This is a genomic window from Chryseobacterium sp. BIGb0232 (assembly GCF_024810195.1).
Lineage (GTDB): Bacteria > Bacteroidota > Bacteroidia > Flavobacteriales > Weeksellaceae > Chryseobacterium > Chryseobacterium pennae.
The window spans coordinates 136,435-157,656 of record NZ_JANUEH010000001.1 but is presented as its reverse complement, the minus strand read 5'-3'; the positions used below and the strand labels follow the sequence as shown (position 1 = coordinate 157,656).

Below are 21,222 nucleotides of genomic sequence, written 5' to 3'. Positions count from 1 at the left end.
CAAATTTATTGAATTGCTTTATGTTTTTAAGGCGCAAGGATTTTATCTGCGATAAAATTGAATGATGCCTATATTTTCTCACGAATTTCACAGATAATGCAGATTCTTAATTCGTAATCTATTGTTTAGCGAGTTTTATATTATGGTAAAAGTTGTTCTTCTATAGATTAATAGATAGAATAACGAATTTTGTTATTCAGAGCGAAACGAAGTGTAAATAGTCTCTCAAATATTTCATATAATTTTTAAGCCTCAATCATCTGTTAGATCTGCTAAATCCGCGAAATAAATAAAAAAATCAACAGCTTCTTTATCATTGTGAATGAAGCAAAACGTAATGAAGAATCTCAATAATGATCTTACACAGGTTTTATAGTTTATTAAGGAATGGTTTCCCCCAAACCTTGACAGGTTTTCAAAACCTGTCAAGGTTCGTCTTTTCTCCACAATTAGTCATAGAAGCGGTTACCTCACAGCGTATATTGGCGTAAGTACGGCGCGAGGAGTATGAGCGGATAGCAGGAAATAGCTCCTGAAAAAAATGAATAGTAATAAATAATGAGTGGCTGAATATATAAACAGATGAAATAAAAGCCTGATGAATAAAAGAAAAACAGAAATTCCGGAAAAATATTTTAAATTTATTAAAGTAAAATAAAAAGGATAGCCGTCATAGCAGTATGGAGGTTGTCGAAAAAATAACAATGCCACAGAAGGATAAAGAAAGTATCATCTCACAAACCGTTTCGAACTACGGAGGGAAGCTGATGTCCTATATTCGTCCCAAAGTGAAAAATACGGAGGATGCGGAAGATATTCTGCAGGAAGTGTGGTATCAGTTCAGCAGTATTACCAATCTTTCCGAGATTGTGAATATTGGGGGCTGGTTGTACAGGGTAACGGCGAATAAGATTACAGACCGTTACCGTAAAAAGAAAACAGAAAATCTGGAAGATTTCGTCTATGAAGATGAAGACGGAAGCTTTTCCATCAAAGATATTTTATTGATGGATGAAAGTGCCGGGCCTGAAGTGAAAATGTTTCAGGATGAGATATGGAAAAAACTGTTTGAAGCGCTTGATGAACTTCCCGAAAAACAAAGGCTGGTCTACGTAGAAAATGAACTGAACGACAAAACCCTCCAGGAGATTGCCGATGAACAGGGAGAAAACATCAAAACCATCATCAGTAGAAAAAACTATGCTGTGAAGCATCTGAGAAACAGATTGAGAAGATTATACGAAGATTTAAAAAGTTAGAAAAAGAAATTATGAATTATAAACACAAAAAGGGCTGGATTTTTTTATTGTTATGTCCACCATTAATTCTCCTGGCCGTTACCTGGATCGTAATGTCGCTGTGGAATTGCCTTCTTCCTGAAATTTTAGGGGTAAAATCCATTACATACTGGCAGGCGATGGGAATCCTGATCTTAAGTAAGATTCTTTTCGGAGGTTTTCATTTCGGAAAAGGGATGAGAGATTTCAAAGAACGAAAAATGAGAGAGAAAATGGAAGGATTATCGCCCGAAGAAAAAGAGAAATTTAAAGAAGCCTGGAGAAACAGATGTACCGGAGGATTCTTCAACAGAAATAACGAATAATTTGAAAATTTTAAAGAAGTAGTAAAGTAAAATTAAAATTCATTCGTCTTTATAAAAAACAAGAAGTAGTAAAATTTAAAATTTTGAAAAAATGAAAAATTCAGCATTAAAAGGAGCTCTTGGAGCACTAGCCGTTGTGGGTGTAGCCTTAATCGCTAAAAAAGCAGTACAAAGAAAAAGATTTATCAGAGGTATTTTTGATGAATACGGAATCAAAGAAAAATCCCCTTTCGGATTAGCCGATAAAATCAGAGAAATGAATGATGATCAATATCAGGAACTGAAAGGAAAATTCAAAAAAGAATTCAGTTCAAGATGCTGCAGAAAGGGTAATACCTGCGAAGCATAAAAAGTAAATAACTAAATTGAAATTGTTTAATTCGGGCTCGGGGAAGCAAAGCTTCCCGAGCCCGAATTTTTTTATTTTAAGCCAATCAGGTCATTCTGCAGAATTTAAGAATGTTTTGGCAGTGAATGTATTGATTAAAGACTAAATTTGTTTTTCTTTCATTTTACAATCATGATACCGAAGAATATTTTCATCATCATACTTGCTTTTTTTTCTATTGTTGTATATGGACAGAAATCTGAATTGAAGAATAAGCAATATATTTTCTTTTTGCACAACAAATTTCTGGAGGGCCATTCAGCGGATGAAGCGCATCCTAAATATGGTATTGTAGAGTATGAAAAAGTCCTTCATCAGTTGAAAGACAGCAGTAATGTTATTCTTTTTGAGAAAAGAAAACCTAATACTGATCCGGCAGTATATGCTCTGAAAATAAAGAAACAGATTGATCGTCTTATTAAAAAGGGAGTTAAAGCTGAAAATATTACAGTTGTAGGAACCTCTCAAGGCGGTTATATTGCACAATATATTTCCTGGTATGAAAAAAATCCGGAGCTGAAATTTGTTTTTATTGGTGCTAGTTTTAAAGATGATTCTTTAGAGAAAGATGAAAATTTCAGATTGTATGGAAGAATACTTTCCATTACAGAAAAATCGGATGACGGACATGTTCCTCTATCGCAGGAGCAGCGATTTATCAGATCAGATATCAAAGATTTTAAAGAGATTGAGCTTAATACAGGATTGAACCACGGATTTTTGTTTAAAGCTCTTGATGCCTGGATTATTCCAACAAAAGAATGGATCAATCGTAAATAACTATGGAGAATACAGGTAATTAACTTCGTATGGTTTATTGAGAAGCATAAGAGCACAGATTTTTTTGCCACGAATGCACGAATAAAAAAAAATTCTTTAAATATCAATTAAAAAAAGTCTTTTCTATGTTCCTATGTGGTAATTTTTTAAACCACATAGGAACATAGGTTTTATGCAAATAAACTCATTCGTGCATTCGTGGCCATCAAACATGTAGTATTCAGTTTTACCGCAGATAAAATAAAACACAATGCTTATCAATAATCTTGCATCTTTACGCTTTCCAACACTGATGTCATATGTAACATTAAGATTGCTTGCTCGCAATTGTAAAAATGGATAGAGTTAAGCATTATGATATATTGATATTTGTTAGCAACAACAGCTTATTATTTACGTTGAATACAAAGTAAAAAGAAAAATAAATCCTTATTTTTGTATTGCTCAATGAAAGATTACTACTATTTTCTCGGTATATCGCAGGATGCTTCAGAAGAAGACATCAAAAAGGCTTATCGCAAGCTCTCTCTGAAGTATCATCCCGATAAAAATGAGAATGATGATTTTTTTGCAGACCGGTTTCGTGAAATTCAGGAAGCCTATGAAACATTGAATAATCCTGTAAGCAGACGTAGTTATGATCAGAATTTAGAAAGTCATCAACGAAGTTTCAGATATAATATTCCACCTGCCATTAAAACTTTTACAGCTAATAAGATTCATGCAAAAAAAGGGGAGGAAATTATTATCAGCTGGCAGACAAGCAATGCTGATGTGGTGAAGGTTTTACCTTTCGGACTTGAAAAACCTTACGGTGAAAGAGTTTTTAAGATTACAGAATTTAAAGACGGAAAATTCCAGTTACTGCTTCATGCAACCAATTCATTATTGCATAAAACCGTAGTTCAGGGAATTACGATTACTGAGGTTTTTGAAAATGATTCGGACAAATTCAAAAATACAGTGGATGAAATGTTTAAGCCACAGCCTAGAACAGTGATGAACAAATCCGGTCAGCCCAAAATTGTTATACTGTTTTGGGGTGTTATTGTACTGGCAGTTGCTTTATATTTCCTGATAAAAGAAGTTTTTTAAGCCATTTTCTTTCTTCCGGGGCACTTTTTACATCTTTTCCCTTTCTTGAATTTTTTGCAGCACGATTTCTTTTCGCAAAACATTTCTTCATTGCTGAATGAGTATACTGGAGCCAAAGGTGGAACTTTAAACGGGACAATCATATTCATGCTGCAAATATATTAATTTAGAATAAATATAATTAATAAAATTTCATAAAATTCTTAAAACCTGATGAATAGCAGACTGAGTTCCTTTTTACAATCTCAGATTACTTTAAAATCGGACTGTATTTTGAATTTAAATTTTCACATTTTCATACCAAAACATATACTTTTTACCTGTTATAAATAAAGATATTTTCAATCCTATTTTAAAATTTTTTTCAATTTTCAAGGAATAACTCATTGTTTTATTAATAATAAACTGCCTGTATTTTTGAATACTATTTGTAATATTGAGACAATAGTTGTTTAAAATAAACTAAACTATATTTAATAGCTATCAAAAGCTGATAAGGTTGTCGTAACTAAACTATTTAGTGAATTATCATTGCAGATATGCTGTTGTACAATCGTGTAAAAAATTGTAATTTTACCCATCTTTTTACAAACAAAATCTAATAAATAAAAATGAATACAGAACAGTTTGTGAGCCGTCACATTTCCTTAAATGAAGCCGATAAACAGGCGATGTTGGAAAAACTTGGCGTTTCTAGTATTGAAGAGTTAATTTCTCAGACCATTCCTTCTTCCATCCGTTTAGAAAAAGATCTTGAGATCTCAGAACCGCTTTCGGAGTACGAAATGCTGAATCACTCTAAAGAGTTGGCATCAAAGAACACTGATTATACAAGTTATATCGGTTTCGGATACCACAATACCCTTTTACCATCAGCTATTCAGAGAAATATCTTTGAAAATCCTAGCTGGTATACTGCATATACACCATATCAGGCTGAAATTGCACAGGGAAGACTGGAAGCTCTTCTTAATTTCCAGACTGTAGTGTGTGATCTTACAGGATTCGGTCTTGCTAACGCCTCTTTGTTGGATGAATCTACTGCAGCTGCTGAAGCAATGCACATGTTCTTTAACAACAGAACGAAAGACCAGAAGAAAGGAGAAGCTAATAAGTTCTTTATTTCTGACCTTGTATTACCTCAGACAATCTCCGTATTGAGAACTAAAGCTGAAGGGTTAGGAATTGAAGTGGTTGTGGGTGACCACAAGACGCATGCATTTGATGCTTCTTATTATGGTGTTCTATTACAATATCCTGGTAAAAACGGAATTGTTCTGGATTATACAGAAAACATTGTAGAATATAAAAAAATAGACCTTCAGGTAGCTGTTGCATGTGATCCTATGGCATTGGTGAAATTGAAATCACCGGCTGAAATGGGTGCTGACTGTGCAGTAGGAACTTCTCAGAGATTTGGTATTCCATTAGGGTACGGAGGTCCTCACGCGGCATTCTTTGCTTGTAGAGAAGAATATAAAAGAGATATCCCTGGAAGAATCATTGGGGTTTCTCAGGATATGTACGGAAGACGTGCATTAAGAATGGCATTACAGACAAGAGAACAGCATATTAAGAGAGAGAAGGCAACTTCAAACATCTGTACTGCTCAGGTTCTTTTAGCGGTAATGGCAGGTATGTATGCTGTTTACCACGGTCCAAAAGGACTGAACTATATTGCTGATCAAATCCATTTTAAAGCAAATGCTTTGAAAGGAGGGCTTGCAGCATTAGGATATCAGGTAGTAGAAGAGCCTATCTTTGATACAGTGAAAATCACAATGCCTGAAGAAGAAAAAGGAAGGCTGATGAGAATGATGCAGGATCACAGACTTAACCTTAACTATTTCACAGAAGGGGTGGTAAGTGTTGCGATCAACGAAAGTACTACATTAGAGAAATTAAACTATCTGATGGCTTCTTTTGCTCAGTTCAAAGACAAGCAGACTTTCAAATTAGAAATCAAAGAAGGATACAGCATTCCTGAAGAAAACCTGAGAAAAGATCAGATTCTTACAGAAGAAGTATTCAACAGATACCATACAGAAACCGAATTGATGCGTTACATCAAGCGTCTTGAGAGAAAAGATTTATCGTTGACACATTCAATGATTTCTTTAGGATCTTGTACAATGAAACTGAACGCTGCGACTCAAATGTTGCCGCTTTCATGGGCAGATTGGGGAAGTGTACACCCATTTGTACCTGTAGATCAGGCTGGAGGATATCAGCAGATGATTGCAGAACTTGAAAAAGATCTGGCAACAATTACTGGTTTCGCAGGAACTTCATTACAGCCAAATTCCGGAGCTCAGGGAGAATATGCAGGATTAATGGTCATCAGAGAATACCATATTTCAAGAGGAGATCACCACAGAAATGTAGTATTGATTCCTCAGTCTGCACACGGAACCAACCCGGCTTCTGCTGCAATGGCAGGAATGAAAATCGTAGTTGTGAAAAACCTTGAAAACGGAGAAATCGACTTCGAAGATCTTAAAGCTAAAACAGAATTACATTCAGCGAACTTATCAGCTGTAATGATTACATATCCGTCTACTTACGGATTCTTTGATGCTAACATCAAGGAAATTACTAATCTGATCCACGAGCATGGAGGACAGGTGTATATGGATGGTGCTAACATGAATGCTCAGGTAGGATTTACAAGTCCGGGAAACATCGGAGCAGACGTTTGTCACTTAAATCTTCACAAGACTTTTGCAATTCCTCACGGAGGTGGAGGTCCTGGAGTAGGTCCAATCTGTGTTGCTAAACACTTAGTACCATTCCTTCCTTCTAATGCAAACATCAAAATCGGAACTAAAGAAGCGATCGACGGTATTTCTGCAGCACCTTACGGTTCAGGATTAATCCTGAATATTTCTTATTCTTACATCAAGATGTTAGGAACTGAAGGCCTGAAAAAAGCTACCGGACATGCAATTATGAATGCTAACTACCTTAAGGTAATTTTAGCTGAGCATTTCCCAATTTTATATTCAAACGAAAACGGAAGAGTGGCTCACGAATGTATCGTAGATTTCCGTCAGTTCAAATCTTTAGGAATTGAAGTGGCTGATGTGGCGAAGAGATTAATGGATTATGGCTTCCATGCTCCTACAGTTTCTTTCCCGGTTGCTGGAACATTAATGATTGAGCCTACAGAATCTGAAAGCAAGTCTGAAATTGACCGTTTCGCAGAGGCTTTAATCTCTATCAAACATGAAATTGATGAGATTGCTAACGGACAGGCTGATCCTGCAAATAACGTATTGAAAAACGCTCCTCACACAGAACAATTGGTGATCTCTGATTCTTGGGATAAACCATACAGCAGAGAAAAGGCGGCTTATCCATTAGAGTGGGTAAGAGACCACAAATTCTTCGCTTCTGTATCAAGAGTAGATGAAGCTTACGGAGACAGAAACTTAGTATGTACTTGTGAGCCGATTGAAGCTTATATGTAATTAGAATTTTTTCTAGATATAACAAATCCCTTTCAGTAATGAGAGGGATTTGTTTATTGGTCATTGCGGGCAAAGGGAAGCAATCCTCTGTTTATTCTTTGGAATCTTTCCAATAATTATTGGCTGCTGCAATGGTTGCGAATTCGGTAGCAACTGTTTGCCCGATGGCAATTAGCATTGAGGCATCGTCTGCATACACAGGACGTAGTTTTTCACGAACTGCTGCATCAGGTTGTGTTACTTTAATAATTAATCTGGCCATTTTTACGGCCAGTTGTCGGCCCTCTTCTGGGGTTGTTGTTAGTAAAGAATTGTTTGGGACTAATTGGATTTGTTCACTCATTGTATTGATTTTTTAAATTTTGAATATTTGATTTATTGTACAAAACAAAAATAGATATCAGTATTTTTAATATCAGTATCAAAAGTCACTGATCAATACCTTTATTTTTCTATTATTCTGTATTAATTTTTGATCCAGTTCAAGCTTTTTCATTAATCTTGAAATAACTTCCCTGGTGGTCCCAAGATCATTAGCAATGCTTTGATGGGATATGGAAAGTTCATGAGTCCCGGAGATTTTTGCTTTGGTCTTTAAATAATCCCAAAGCCTGTCTTCAAGTTTATAGCAGATGATTTGTTTGGTAGTATGCAGTAAATCATTATAATGTTTCTGAAATTCGGCAATGATAAGATGATTGAATGATGGAAAGCGAATGAGCCATTCTTTTGCTTTATCAATCGGAATCAGCAGAATAGTAGATTTATTTTCTGGAACAGCCGAAAAATCAATAGGATTTTGATTGAATAGATGGACAAAGCTAAAAATACAGGAAGACCCCGGCTGGATATAATACAATAAAAACTGCTGTCCATCTTCTTCACTATATGCCTTTACATTTCCCTCTAAAACAATAGGTAAATAACGGATAAGCTGTCCTTGTTTTACAATAAACTCATGGGTAGAGAATACTTTGATAATCCCGGATTTTTCAATTTCTGCAATCAGTTCTTTTCCAAAATCGGGCAGGCATTTTTCAAGAATATTATTGTGATTCATCAGTCGGAAAACATTTTGTATTGTTGAATATAATAAATCCCTCTCAAATAATGAGAAGGATTTCTATTGTTTTTGAATCTGTTTTTGATCGGTAATATCTTTAACGCAAATGTGACAAAGACTCATAGCTGCGCAAAGTCGGAAGACTTTGCGCAGCGTTGGTATGATAATGTTATTTATTTTCCTTTAATCAATTCTTCTAGTTTTGAAATGATGTGGCATAGCTGCGCAAAGTCTCCTGACTTTGAGTAAATTAACATAACGTATAATAAGACCTTTTTCTAGATATAACAAATCCCTTTCAGTAATGAGAGGGATTTGTGTTTTTTGTAATTCTGCAAAGTCTCCTGACTTTGTAAAGCGTTATATATGATAATCTTATTTATTTTCCTTTAATCAATTCTTCTAGTTTTGAAATGATGTGGCATAGCTGCGCAAAGTCTCCCGATTTTGAGCAAATTAATAACGTATAATCAGACCTTTTTCTAGATATAGCAAATCCCTTTCAGTGATGAGAGGGATTTGTATTTTTTGTAATTCTGCAAAGTCTCCTGACTTTGTAAAGCGTTATGTATGATAATCTTATTTATTTGCCTTTAATTAATGCCTCTAATCTAGACATCATATCATCCTTTTCCGTCAGCATTCTTTCGTAAAGAGCAATTTTTTCCTCATGAAGTTGGATAATTTTGTCCAATGGATTGATATTACATTTGTATTGCTCAGCATAGGCCACGGCATCATCTTGAAAGGTGTTTGCGATAATATTTATAGCCTGTTCTTCATCAAAATTCTGGAATGCTTCCACAGGAATTTTCAAAACTTCGGAAATCTTTTGAAGAAGAGGGTCTTCAATAGTTTCTTTCTGTTCCAATAATGAGACTTTCTTTTGATTCCAGTCATCCCCCAAATCCAATGCTAAAGATTCCTGTTTGATGCCCAGCATTTCTCTGAATCTTTTTACGTTTCTTCCCTGATGTATTTTCTGTTCCATTTGTGGTTTTTAAGCTTAATTGATGGTTCGGATAGTAAAGATAAAAAAATATATGGAAGCGTGAGGTTGCTTTTGCAATTCAATAGAAACTTTGTTTTCGAATAATGAGTAAGCACATTCTATGGTTGTATTATTGAATTTTAGTGATTTTTTATAGTATTAATGATAGTTATGTATATTTTTAATAAATACTTACTATTTTTTTTATTTTTGCTGAAAATTAAAATTAATAACCAAATAACTTTTGGATGAAAAAAATAATCATCTTAGCTTTTTCCCTGGCATCTTTAATGGGATTTTCTCAAACGGGGTTACCTCAGAATTTAGTTATTGACGGAACTTTTGGGATCCCGGATCCTGAAGATATGCTCTCACGAGATCTGAATAACGATAACAAAAAAGACATTCTGATTAAAACCTATTACCGCAATCTTTTCTGGTTAAAGAATAAAGGCAATGGATTTGAACATCCGGAACTTATTTATGCGTCTCCTGTTGAATATATTAATGATTTTGAGAGTGCAGATTTTGATGGGGATGGAAAAGCTGATATTATTTTTAGTACCGCAAAAGGTCTGTTTCTCATGAAAGGAACTGGAACTGGAGCTGCTGCTTCTTTCAGTCAGCCAGTTAAGTTGGTAGATGAGAGTATTTCTCTTTTCAGGGTTGGAGATATGGATGGTGACGGAGATCTGGATATTTATTTTCATCAGCCTATTTCAGGTACATGGTTGATAAATAACGGAAATGGAACATTTACTCAGGGAGCACTTATTTTTACCTCTCTTCAAAAACCAGATTCTGTTATTCTGAAAGATCTGGATAATGATAACAAACCGGATCTTCTGGTTAGATTTAATGCAACAAGGATATTAAGGTGGTACAAAAATAATGGGAATGGGAGCTTTACCTTCAAACAGGAGATTGATGATTTTGCATTAGGAGAGTTTTTTGACCTTGGTGATGTGGATGGCGACGGAGATTTGGATATCATTCACCTATTTGAAAATGGAAATGTTAAACAGTTTAAATGGTATAAAAATACAAATGGGACAGGTACTTTCTCTCCCTCTATCTTAATATCCAATGTTCCTTATAAACCGTATACTGTGCAAAATGTAAAAAGGTTTGGAGTGAAAATGTTTGATCTTGATGCAGATGGTATGGAGGATCTTGTATTCTGTGTATTCTGGGATAATAAATTATCATGGAAAAAGAACCTGGGGAACGGTATTTTCGGAGCTGAACAGATTGTTTCTCAAAATGCAATAAGAATTTCCCAGTTTGATGCTGCGGATTATAACAATGATTCAAAAATTGATTTAGTATCCGTTTCTTCAGGAGACAGTAAAGTTGCTTGGTACGAAGGAATTACCGGGACAGGCAATTTTTCTTCTGAGAAAATTCTTACAACAGATGTTTACGGGCTTTCATCAGTAGAAACAGGAGATATTGATGGGGATGGGGACGCAGATATTGTAGCAATGTCTTCAGGTAAAATTTCGTGGTTTAAAAATACAGATGGGCAGGGTGGCTTTTCAGATCAGCAGAAAATAATAAAAAATAATATGAAGTATGTTTCTGATATGTCGTTGGCTGATATTGATAATGACGGGGATACTGATATTATTTTTAATAAAGAATTGGATACCAGTCCTACAACATACAAATATGTATGGCTTGAGAATAATGGAACAGGAGATTTTAATACAGAACATACGATAGGAAATAGCCTGGGCCATCTTAATACAGTAGGTGATTTTAATGGCGATGGTAAGAAAGATTTTGCTTATATAGGAAATGCCACTAAACTGACTGTATCAATGAATACAGGTAATGGGAATTTTGGTGCTCCTACAGAATTTTTGGATAGCATAACAAGTTATGCTACTTCATTTAAAAATGCTGATATGGATGGAGATGGAGATCTGGATCTTGTTATCGCTCTTTTAGATGGTAGCATTATCTGGTATGAAAATGTAAACGGGCAGGGAAGTTTTACGGTAAAACATGTTGTCGCCAGCTCTTTGTTTGGATATATCAAACTTCATATAGCGGATTTGGATGGTGATGGAGATAATGATATTTCTTACGTAAATGATAATGGAAATAAAATAAGCTGGTTTGAAAATACTGATGGAGCAGGGAATTTCGGACAGGGAAAAATTGTAGGAGCCGGAACTGCAATAGGACCATTTGCACTCACTACAATTGATATTGATGGTGATGGACTTAAGGATATTGTCACTAACTCTAAAACGGAACCAAAACTAAGATGGTATAAAAATAACGGCAATGGAATTTATGATAACGTTCCGAAATTAATTACCAATAATAATATGGGAATTGCAGCATCTTTGCTGAGTACCGATTTAAATGGAGACGGAAATAAGGAATTAGTGGTAGGATCAAAATACTTGGCTAATGATAAAGAATACATGATCTCATGGTTTGAAACGGGAGCTGCTTTCCAAAATAAAATAAAAGGAAAAGTACGGTATGATATTGATAATAACGGTTGTGATGTGAATGATATTTCAGCGACTATGATGATGGTCTCCACACAGGATCCTGCTCATAAATATTCCACTTTTACCAATGGGAACGGTGAATATTCGCTCGTAGCAAAACAGGGGCAGTATAACACGTTTGTGGATAAGGCTCTTCCTGATTATAGTATAAACCCTCAAAATGATTTCTATAATTTTGCAGCAACCGGAATGACACGTACTGCCGATTTTTGTATTGCTCCCAATCAGGTATATAAAGACATAGAAATGAGTATCTATCCGATTTTAACAGCTAGACCAGGATTTGATACAAAATACAAAATGGTAATCATAAATAAAGGAACCCAGAAAGTGAGTGGAGATATTTCGTTCAGCTATAATAATGCAAAGATCAGTTTCCTTCAGGCTTCTACCGTACCGGCATCACAAAATAATGGGAATATAATCTTTAATTATCAGGATCTGGCACCATTTCAAACAAAAACAATTGAGCTGAAATTTAATGTTCTTCCAATGCCGGCAAACAATATTGGTGAACAGCTTGGTGTGCATGGAGCAGCCAATGTCATTGGTGATATAAATCCATCTGATAACGAATTTAATTTACTGCAAACTATTGTGGGGTCTTATGATCCAAATGATATAACAGTTATTGAAGGTCCGAAAGTGCTTTTACAGGATGTTGACAAATATCTGCATTATATCATCCGTTTTCAGAATACAGGAAACCATTTTGCAGAAAAAGTAAAGATTCATAATCTTTTAGATTCCAAACTAGATAGCTCTACTTTAGTTTTGGAGTCTTATAGCCATGCAAATGAGGTAAAAATTACTGATGGACATGATATAGAGTTTAATTTCAATGGGATCTATCTTCCAGGGTCTAATGATGAACCAAATTCACATGGGTTTGTTACTTATAAAGTGAAGCCTAAAGCAAATGTTCAGGTAAATGATATCATTAATAATACTGCTGATATCTATTTTGATTATAATCCGGCAATTGCTACTAATGTGGTCTCAACTAAGATTATTAATCAGACATTAGAAACTCAGGAGCAATTGAAAAATAGTTTAAGGATTTATCCTAACCCAACTACTGGAATTATTACAATCAATACCCAGGCTATTTATGAAAAGGTGGAAGTGTATAATATGGCAGGACAAAAGGTGAAAGAATTTCAGGATGTAAACAAAATCGATATTACGGAGCTTCCGACAGGAATTTATATGCTGAATATTACTTCAAAGAATAAAGAGGTGACTAAAGCTAAAGTTGTAAAGAAATAAAATCCGGTATCAATAAAATAGAAACACCTCTCATTTTTGAGAGGTGTTTTTTTAATATATTAATTCTATTATCTTCTCTTATAGCTGTAAGCCAACAGAATGGCTACTCCCATAGTAAGAACAGTTATCATTGAAATAGTTTCAATGGAGATTCCACTTTTCATCTGTGTGTTTTCTTTTTCACATGAATAAAAGAATAATACTGTCAATAAAAGACAGCTCGATAGTAATTTTCTGATCATAATTGCATTTGTTTGGTTATTAATGTTTTATCATCAAAAAGTATACCGATTTTGTAGACTATATGTAAAGTGGTTTTTAGGAACTGCAACATTTAATTTCCATTTATTTTCCGGGAGACTTTAGCAATCACTGCCTGATGTTGGAAATAATCAACAGTGGTAAGAATAATAAAAAATAAGCAGGGAACCACAAGTTCTATGATCAAATGTTGAACGAAGAAATATAAAATTAGGAAAAGAATACCTGCATACAGTAGATTAAATAGGATGGGATAAAAGGCTTCAACCTTATACGTTAGAGTTTTTGCACTTTCATTGTAAATAAAATATTCTTTGCCGGGTGATAGGATCAGGGGAGATCTTTTTGAAAAATCGAGTTTAAAAAGACTGTCTTTTCCTGTAATTATATTGTCATGAATTTGTATATCATTTACTTCTCTTTCCATAAATGAATCGCGTGCAGCATCAGTGACATTTTTTGCAGTTGTTCCCTCTTTTATTTTTATTTTAAATGTATAGAACATATTTCGTCATTTTTTACTCTTATCATTGTTTCCTTCATCCCAATAATAACTGTCCGGATAGATTCTTGCTCCAAATACAGCCGTTCCAACACGTATAATAGTAGCTCCTTCTTCTATGGCGGCTTCAAGGTCACCACTCATTCCCATTGACAATTCCTTCATTTCGATGTTGGGAATATATTCACGGATGATTTGTTGTTGCAGGTTTTTAAGAATTTTAAAACACTGTCTTACTTTTTCACTTTCTGTGCTGAATAAGCCGATAGTCATCAATCCTTTTACTTTTAATGTAGAGAATTCTGAAACCTTTCGGGTTAATTCAATGGTCTGGCTGGGATCTATTCCAAACTTGCTTTCCTCATTCGAAGTATTGACCTGAATCAAAACTTCAATTGTTCTGTTCTCAGCTAAAAGCCTTTGATGCAGTTTTTCTGCCAGATCCAGGCGGTCAAGCGACTGTATACAGGTTATGTCGTATTTCAGGATATCTTTAATTTTATTGGTCTGGAGATGTCCTATAAAATGATTGATGTGAGGCGTTTCCTTAAGATCTTCATATTTCTCCTTCAGCTCCTGAACTTTATTTTCTGCAATGAGAGTCTGTCCGTTTTCCAAAGCAATTTTAATACGTTCCGCGGAAACTGTTTTGGTTGCTAATAGTAGTTTAACTTCATCAGGATTTCTTCCTGCTTTTTTACAGGCATTCTGAATCCGGGTATCGATGACTTTCAGGTTGTGAAGGATGTCTTCTTTCATGATCGGATGGTTTCTTTAGCTTCCAGCTTTTGAATAAGAGCTGTTTTCACAGCCGTTAAAGCATAATCCTTAGCCTCTGCAAAAGAAATGGAGTATTTCCTTTCAATGGATCTCATATCTTCAGGGAATCGATTAAGGAGAGTGTCATAAAAAGTATCCAGAAATTCTGGAGAAGGCATTTCATAATTGATTTTCAGCTGAAAACGTCTCAGTAGAGCTGTATCAATAATCTCAGGATGATTGGTGGCACATAGTAAAAGTGCGTTTTCAGGATAATAATCAATAAGCTGAAGCAAAGTATTGACTAATCGTCTCATTTCGCCCACATCTTTATCATCACTGCCTCTTGCTTTTCCGATCTGATCCAGCTCATCAAGAAATAGAACAGATCTTTCCCTTCCGGCTTTATCAAATATCATTTTGATATTCTGAGAAGTTTCACCTATTCGGGATGAAACAATATTACTTAAATTTAAAATGATAATATTTTTCCCCAGAGCACTTGCAATTGCTTTGGCAGTCATTGTTTTCCCACATCCTGAGCTTCCCTGAAGAAGAATCTTATGATTCACCGGAAGACCGTATTCCTGCAGTTCCTTGCTGTAGGTATGTTCCTTAATAAGCTGTACAAGCTGTTCCCTGTTGTTCTTACTGAGAAATACATCGTTAAGGTTTACCTGTTCTTTATCTTGAATAATGAGATTGTACAGATTCATAGTAGCAATTAATGGTTCTAGATTCTAACAAAGATAAGGCTTTATTAAATGACGTAAACATCCTGATTGAGAATAAGCGGGTAGGCCAGGGATGAGTATGGGTGATTAATGATGAGTAATAAGTAATGAGGTGGTTTTAGCAGATAATTTAAATATTAAGCTTAATTACTATAAAAAATAAATCCGAACTAATGTTCGGATTCATCATTTGGATATAAAAATTTGTTATGAAACTAAGATCTTTTTGTTTATGTTTTTGGGCCCTTTTACCTCATAGGTAAAAGAGCAATCTGATTTCTCAGAGTAAAAACATAAAACAATATAATTAGTATAGTTTTGCTATAGGCTTATTTATTTGAGTGATTAGTTTCTTTCTCTTCTTGCTGTCATGAAATATGATGAGAATACGACTAAACATGTTGCGATACCGATATAAGTTACCATTTTGTATTATTTTTAATTATTTGACTTTTTTTTATCAATCTTTCAATTGCAATATTACAGCTTTCAAATCACGTGCCAAAGCAAATCACTATGATGTATATCAGTGTGTTATGGGTGTTTTATTTAATTTTTAAGAGATTTTTTGTTTACATTTTGTTAATGTATTATTGTGAATTTATTAATATATTTATTATTCTGTCTTTAAAAAAATATGAAAATGTTAAGCGTTTGTAGACTTCTATATTAGACTTGATAAAACAAACAATAAGTAATGTGATGCATAGTATTGATGTGAAATGAGAATTTTATGTGTAAAATTTCAGCGTAAAACAGATTTCTATGTTAAGAAAATTTATTTTTATCAGTGTTTTTTGCGTTGAATTTTTTTATTGCCTGTCAGATTCTATGACATCCTTTTTGTGCCAGAACCGGAAATGTCTCTCTCATTTGTCAGCTTGTTGAGGTTTAAATGTAAATTAAGAAAACGAAATATAGAAGTTGAAGACTTCTTTTTGGGAACAGGGAAGAGGTTTTGTTATTTTTGCATAAATAATACTTTATGGGACGCAGTTATCTTTTTCTGGCTTTGGCCATCGTATTTGAAATCATAGCTACAACCTTTCTGAAAAAATCAGAAGAGTTTTCTAAGCTGTGGCCATCCGTTGTTACGGTAATAGGATATGCCTGTGCCTTCTATTTTTTAAGTCTGAGCCTTCGTCAGATTCCGGTTGGGATTACTTATGCGATCTGGTCTGGTGTAGGTATAGTTTTTATTACAATAATTGGGGTTGTCGCATTTAAGCAGGTTCCGGATTTACCTGCCATCATCGGAATAGCATTGATTATTTTGGGGGTAATCGTAATCAATGTGTTTTCAAAGATGGGAACTCATTAAATAATAATATCCTGTGTGGTTTGAAGCTGTTTCCAGTGCTGTGATCTATTTTTATACAGAAAAAATTTTCCCAGCTTATATTTAAACTGTAAATAACCGCGGAATTCAATTCCATTAAATAAAGTGTAGGAAATATGCTGATTTTCTTCTAAAGACTGTTTTATCCCTTCGCTGAATACACTAGGACCTGTTGTAGCATGTACATTATTAGGATAGCAGTGGTTTTCTATATTGTAAAGCATTAGTTCCAATGTTTTCTTTAAAAAAGGATGGTCTTTTCTAAAAATAAGTGCCCATTGAACATATAGATTTTCATGTCTTTCTTTACAGATCACTGCTTCATCTTCATCTTTTATAAGACGCCTGAAAGGTTTGGTGATTGTACTGTCTATATCCAGATATATTCCTCCTTTTTTGTATAAAATGGCATATCTGAAAAAATCTGCTTTTGCTGCACCAATGGTGAGCCTGCTATAACATTCAATATATTGTGGTGGAAATTCTTCAGACAAAAATTTTACGATATCATGATCATCATAGAAAAAATACTGATATTCAGGATTCTTCCTTCTCATATTCCAAATGTGAAATTTTGTAAGTAAAGGCAGCTTTTTTGTTTTAAAAGTCTGAAATATTTGTTTGGGTATAGCCATATTCTTTTTTTATCATCATTATTAATTAAGCATGAAATTGCTTTTTATCAATGGGATTCATGTTTTGATAAATTTTCGCTAAAGAGAATGATGGTTTTAATGGAATAGTTTTGTTTGTGTTTTTTGATTTTTTTTTTTAAAAAAAGGTTAAAGCTTATGTTCTAAATGTTGCATTTAAAGCTTTGCTTTCTTTAAAAAATTAATTCGCTATTATTGAAGTTGTTATAGCTGTGTTTTTATTGTTGTGTTTTTTTTAAATTTTTTTCTGCTTGGTACAAAACTAAAGTGACCAAATTAGAATTTCTTTGGAATGGGATTAAAATATCATTAAGGAGATTAAAATGACATTAGAAAATTGTTAAGAGAAATTAATATAGGAAAATAAGCAGCACAGAAAGTAAGAGGGGGTTAGAGATAATTGCATTCCGAATAATCCTGTAGATCACTTGGTGGAATTGATTTGATGAAAAATATATGGTGCTTTTTAAACTGCTCGTAGATCTTTGTAAGAAATTAATAAGTGATAATCTGAATGATCTGTGCCGTTAATAAAATGATAAATGGATTTCGATTCTTTAATAAAGTTTCTGGTCATTTTCACAATAAAAACTTCTTCGTTTTCCGATTCCTGTTTTTTTCTTAATAAGTTTTTGGCCACAGATCGAACAGGTGGATTTTGTATGAACCAGCCAGTGCTTTTTCAAGGTAAATTTTCTTTTCCAAGCCAAAAACTGGAAACTGTAATTTCTGGCTTCTGCAATAAGTTCCTTACGCTTTTTAGCGGGTAGATTTCCTGTTAAGCTTTCCGGTTGTACACCAATTTTGAAAAGAACTTCATTTTTGATGATATTTCCGACTCCTGAAAATAGATTCTGATCCATTAAAGCGTCACATACCATCATATTTGGATTGGTTTTCAGTTTCTTTTCTGCTTTTTCCGGGTTCCAGAGATTGCTCATCACATCTGCTTCCCAATCGATCGTAGAAAGAAACTCTAATTCTACAGATTTTACAGAGCAGGTATAAAAATACATTCCTTCGTTTGAGAAAAGCAAAGCTAGCCTTAAGGTATTTTTCGGCTTTGTCTGTTCATTAATACTGTAAGATCCAAACATAAGGAGATGAATACGGATGGCTGCTTTTTCAAAGACCAGATAGGTTTGCTTTCCAAAAGTGCGGATCTCATGAAGTGTTTGGCCAATGAATGTTTCTTTATCGAATTTTGCATTACCTGATGCGTCTGTTACTTTATGGCCAACAAACTGCTGCAGGCTTTCTTTCATTAAAATAATGGATGGACCTTCAGGCATGATGTTACTTTTCAATAAAAGTTCAAATACTGTTCCGTTAAACTAAAATGTAGAACTCAGATTAATCCATCCGGGTGTATCAGGAACTTAAAATAATGAATTCATCATCCACTTGTCATTCCGTAGGAATCTCAATAAAGTATTTTCAAAATCCAAAATCAGATTCCTACAGAATAAAAAATAAACGTTTATATTTATTGCTTTTGTCCCACAAAACGGATCACAGAACCTGTTCCGTTGTGAAATAATCCTTCCTTAAGTTCAATTTCTGTTTCCTCAAGTTCTATAATGGAGTAATTTGGGAAATCGGCCTTAATTTCTTCTATGGAAAATAAATCCTTTATATCCCTAGGTCCACCTACTTTTTCATTTTTTGTGACGTAATCAAGATGCTTTTTACTGAAGGCTTCGAAAATGATAAATCCACCTTTACGAAGATATTGGTCAAGCATTTGGTGGATGGATGATTTAATATCCCCCGGAAAATGAGCGTAGATAAGGGCAATTACATCAAATTGCTGTTCATGATAATTTAAGGTTTGAAGCTCGCCAATCTGATAATCTATAGTTACATCATTCTGCTCTGCAAGTTGCAAAGCTTTAGATCTGCCTTGCTCACTGATGTCAAAAGATGATGTTTTCCAGCCCTCTAATGCTGCATAAACAGAATTTCTTCCTTCACCGTCGGCAGGAAAAAGAATAGTGCCGGGATTTAATTTGCTGAGCTGTTCTTCCAGATAGATATTGGGAGCTGTTCCATATACAAACTCCTCGTGGGTATACCTTTCATTCCATTTGTCAAGCCATGTGCTGTCTTTCATTTTTAATAGTTTAATTTCTATCAAATGTAAGACCTTTTCATCTGTATTAATCAACGGAAAAAACTCTGATGCTAATAGATTTTTTGAATGATAATGTCTGCTTAATAAATATCTAAATACTATTCCGTAAAATTAAAATTTGGAGTAATTTTGAAAAATGATGAATTTAAACCAGATTTTCACCAATCAACGTACAGGAAATAATCCAAATACTAAAGCTTCAAGAACTGATTTTCAAAGGGATTTCGACAGAATTATCTTCTCCTCTGCATTCAGAAGACTGCAGAATAAAACCCAGGTTTTCCCTCTTCCCGGAAGTGTTTTTGTGCACAACAGGCTGACGCACTCTCTGGAAGTATCATCTGTGGGAAGGAGTTTAGGAAGTATTATTGGTGAATTTATTGCTGAGGACTATAAAAATGAACTTACCGAAGATTCAAAAAATTTTTATCTATATAATTTAGGAAATGTAATTGCGGCGGCATGCCTTTGTCATGACGTTGGAAACCCGGCTTTTGGACATTCAGGAGAAGATGCTATTGCAAGTTATTTTGAAAGAAATGAAAAAGACCTGAAATTCAAGTTCAATGAAAAAGAATGGGCAGATCTGGTTAATTTTGAAGGAAATGCCAATGCTATCAGGGTTTTGGCTCAGCAACAACAAGGGAAAGATGCCGGTGGAATTCAGCTTACATTTTCTACTCTGGCGAGTATTGCAAAATATCCGTGTGAGGCAGTAGCCAAGAAAAAAGGAATTATTCACCGTAAGAAATTCGGTTTTTTCCAGAATGAAAAAGATATATTCCTTGAAATTGCAAAAGGAACCCAGCTGATTTCCGAATGTGAAGAACCACATATTTTCAAAAGGCATCCTTTTGTATGGCTGGTAGAAGCTGCTGATGATATCTGCTATAATATTATCGATATGGAAGATGCCCACAGATTGGGAATCGTATCCACTTCTGACTGTGAAAATCTTTTCTTTGAACTGGTAAAATCAGAAAGTAACGATATTGATAAGGTTAAAAATAAGCTGTCTTCTATTTCCAATGAAAATGAAAAAATCTCTTATTTAAGAGCAAAAGCAATCAATGCCTTGATTAACAAATCACTTGAGATTTATAAGCAGAATTTTGAAACCATTCTGGAAGGAAATCTTGACAAAGGGCTTCTGGATGTCTACAAATCCGAAAACAATGCTTTACAGGATATAGAATCATTCTCTATCGAAAAAATTTACAACCATAAAGCTGTTGTAGAAATTGAGAACGCAGGATACAATGTAATGTATGAATTGCTGGATCATTTCATTCCTTCCATCCTGAAACCGGATGATGAGAGAAAATCTTACGATCAAAAGGCATTAAAGCTTCTTCCAAGACAGTTTGTCTATGAAAACGGAACCGATTACCAGAAGGTATTGGGAATTATAGATTTCGTTTCCGGAATGACAGATAATTACGCTACCGACCTTTACAGAAAAATCAAAGGAATTGATATCGGAATGACGGTATAAACCTATTAGATTAAAGGCTGGAAGCGGGAAGGAAGGATGCTGGATGTTACTATTTCACACTTCAATTACTTCCTGCTTCCCGCCTCAAACTTCCCGCCTTAAATATCCACGGTTTAAATATTATGTCTATCTTTATAAGAATCAATATAAAAACT

Annotated in this window: 19 protein-coding genes; 9 read left to right on the top strand and 10 right to left on the bottom strand. The window is 34.4% G+C overall.

Annotated features, from left to right (window positions below; translation table 11 throughout):
* The first annotated feature begins 704 nt into the window (after nucleotides 1-704).
* The 6 genes from M2372_RS00705 to gcvP all read left to right on the top strand — a co-directional run bounded on the left by M2372_RS00705 (nucleotide 705) and on the right by gcvP (nucleotide 7,336).
* Entirely contained in the window at nucleotides 705-1,259 is a 555-nt protein-coding gene (locus M2372_RS00705; RefSeq protein ID WP_228455662.1) for an RNA polymerase sigma factor, read from the top strand.
* Nucleotides 1,260-1,270: 11 nt separating this feature from the next.
* The gene (locus M2372_RS00700; RefSeq protein ID WP_123318786.1) at nucleotides 1,271-1,603 is read left to right on the top strand and encodes a hypothetical protein; all 333 of its coding nucleotides are present in this window, start codon (nucleotides 1,271-1,273) and stop codon (nucleotides 1,601-1,603) included.
* Nucleotides 1,604-1,694: 91 nt separating this feature from the next.
* Entirely contained in the window at nucleotides 1,695-1,952 is a 258-nt protein-coding gene (locus M2372_RS00695) for a hypothetical protein (RefSeq protein ID WP_123318787.1), read from the top strand.
* A 171-nt stretch (nucleotides 1,953-2,123) separates the two neighbouring features.
* Complete coding sequence (locus tag M2372_RS00690; protein ID WP_123318788.1) at nucleotides 2,124-2,771, top strand: alpha/beta hydrolase; 648 nt, start codon at nucleotides 2,124-2,126, stop codon at nucleotides 2,769-2,771.
* A 447-nt stretch (nucleotides 2,772-3,218) separates the two neighbouring features.
* Nucleotides 3,219-3,866, top strand: a complete 648-nt coding sequence (locus tag M2372_RS00685; protein WP_123318789.1) for a J domain-containing protein — start codon at nucleotides 3,219-3,221, stop codon at nucleotides 3,864-3,866.
* Nucleotides 3,867-4,477: 611 nt separating this feature from the next.
* Nucleotides 4,478-7,336 (top strand): aminomethyl-transferring glycine dehydrogenase, encoded by a 2,859-nt coding sequence (gcvP, locus tag M2372_RS00680; protein WP_123318790.1) that lies wholly within the window; start codon nucleotides 4,478-4,480, stop codon nucleotides 7,334-7,336.
* Between the two features lie 91 nt (nucleotides 7,337-7,427).
* Here the strand turns inward: gcvP and M2372_RS00675 are convergent, their stop codons facing one another.
* The 3 genes from M2372_RS00675 to M2372_RS00665 all read right to left on the bottom strand — a co-directional run bounded on the left by M2372_RS00675 (nucleotide 7,428) and on the right by M2372_RS00665 (nucleotide 9,390).
* Nucleotides 7,428-7,679, bottom strand: a complete 252-nt coding sequence (locus M2372_RS00675; RefSeq protein WP_123318791.1) for a hexameric tyrosine-coordinated heme protein — start codon at nucleotides 7,677-7,679, stop codon at nucleotides 7,428-7,430.
* 78 nt (nucleotides 7,680-7,757) lie between these two features.
* Nucleotides 7,758-8,396 carry a Crp/Fnr family transcriptional regulator gene (locus tag M2372_RS00670; protein ID WP_123318792.1) on the bottom strand — a complete coding sequence of 213 codons (639 nt, stop codon included), beginning with the start codon at nucleotides 8,394-8,396 and terminating at the stop codon, nucleotides 7,758-7,760.
* 586 nt (nucleotides 8,397-8,982) lie between these two features.
* Nucleotides 8,983-9,390, bottom strand: a complete 408-nt coding sequence (locus M2372_RS00665; protein ID WP_115972190.1) for a helix-turn-helix domain-containing protein — start codon at nucleotides 9,388-9,390, stop codon at nucleotides 8,983-8,985.
* Between the two features lie 248 nt (nucleotides 9,391-9,638).
* Between M2372_RS00665 and M2372_RS00660 the strand changes: the two genes are divergently transcribed.
* Nucleotides 9,639-13,190, top strand: coding sequence for a T9SS type A sorting domain-containing protein (locus M2372_RS00660; RefSeq protein ID WP_123318793.1), 3,552 nt, complete (start codon nucleotides 9,639-9,641; stop codon nucleotides 13,188-13,190).
* A gap of 68 nt (nucleotides 13,191-13,258) precedes the next feature.
* On the opposite strand, the gene M2372_RS00655 is transcribed toward M2372_RS00660, so the two are convergent.
* The 4 genes from M2372_RS00655 to M2372_RS00640 all read right to left on the bottom strand — a co-directional run bounded on the left by M2372_RS00655 (nucleotide 13,259) and on the right by M2372_RS00640 (nucleotide 15,428).
* Nucleotides 13,259-13,432, bottom strand: coding sequence for a hypothetical protein (locus M2372_RS00655; RefSeq protein ID WP_185018736.1), 174 nt, complete (start codon nucleotides 13,430-13,432; stop codon nucleotides 13,259-13,261).
* Between the two features lie 92 nt (nucleotides 13,433-13,524).
* Entirely contained in the window at nucleotides 13,525-13,956 is a 432-nt protein-coding gene (locus M2372_RS00650; protein WP_123318794.1) for a hypothetical protein, read from the bottom strand.
* 6 nt (nucleotides 13,957-13,962) lie between these two features.
* Nucleotides 13,963-14,712 carry a YggS family pyridoxal phosphate-dependent enzyme gene (locus tag M2372_RS00645; protein ID WP_123318795.1) on the bottom strand — a complete coding sequence of 250 codons (750 nt, stop codon included), beginning with the start codon at nucleotides 14,710-14,712 and terminating at the stop codon, nucleotides 13,963-13,965.
* Nucleotides 14,709-15,428, bottom strand: a complete 720-nt coding sequence (locus M2372_RS00640; protein WP_123318796.1) for an AAA family ATPase — start codon at nucleotides 15,426-15,428, stop codon at nucleotides 14,709-14,711. Before M2372_RS00640 ends, M2372_RS00645 begins: the two co-directional genes overlap by 4 nt.
* Before the next feature lie 1,003 nt (nucleotides 15,429-16,431).
* Here M2372_RS00640 and M2372_RS00635 point away from each other — a divergent pair.
* On the top strand, nucleotides 16,432-16,767 hold the full coding sequence (locus tag M2372_RS00635) for a multidrug efflux SMR transporter (RefSeq protein ID WP_123318797.1): 336 nt from the start codon (nucleotides 16,432-16,434) through the stop codon (nucleotides 16,765-16,767).
* On the opposite strand, the gene M2372_RS00630 is transcribed toward M2372_RS00635, so the two are convergent.
* From M2372_RS00630 to M2372_RS00620, 3 genes are all read right to left on the bottom strand, one after another.
* Entirely contained in the window at nucleotides 16,764-17,420 is a 657-nt protein-coding gene (locus tag M2372_RS00630) for a glycosyltransferase family 32 protein (protein WP_123318798.1), read from the bottom strand. The genes M2372_RS00635 and M2372_RS00630 overlap by 4 nt on opposite strands.
* A gap of 575 nt (nucleotides 17,421-17,995) precedes the next feature.
* Nucleotides 17,996-18,730 (bottom strand): DNA-formamidopyrimidine glycosylase family protein, encoded by a 735-nt coding sequence (locus M2372_RS00625; protein ID WP_123318799.1) that lies wholly within the window; start codon nucleotides 18,728-18,730, stop codon nucleotides 17,996-17,998.
* Nucleotides 18,731-18,924: 194 nt separating this feature from the next.
* Nucleotides 18,925-19,551: a bifunctional 2-polyprenyl-6-hydroxyphenol methylase/3-demethylubiquinol 3-O-methyltransferase UbiG gene (locus M2372_RS00620; protein ID WP_123318800.1), complete on the bottom strand. Its 627-nt coding sequence runs from the start codon at nucleotides 19,549-19,551 to the stop codon at nucleotides 18,925-18,927.
* A 160-nt stretch (nucleotides 19,552-19,711) separates the two neighbouring features.
* On the opposite strand from M2372_RS00620, the gene M2372_RS00615 reads away from it, so the two are divergent.
* Nucleotides 19,712-21,067 carry a deoxyguanosinetriphosphate triphosphohydrolase gene (locus tag M2372_RS00615; protein ID WP_115972225.1) on the top strand — a complete coding sequence of 452 codons (1,356 nt, stop codon included), beginning with the start codon at nucleotides 19,712-19,714 and terminating at the stop codon, nucleotides 21,065-21,067.
* Nucleotides 21,068-21,222: the final 155 nt, after the last annotated feature.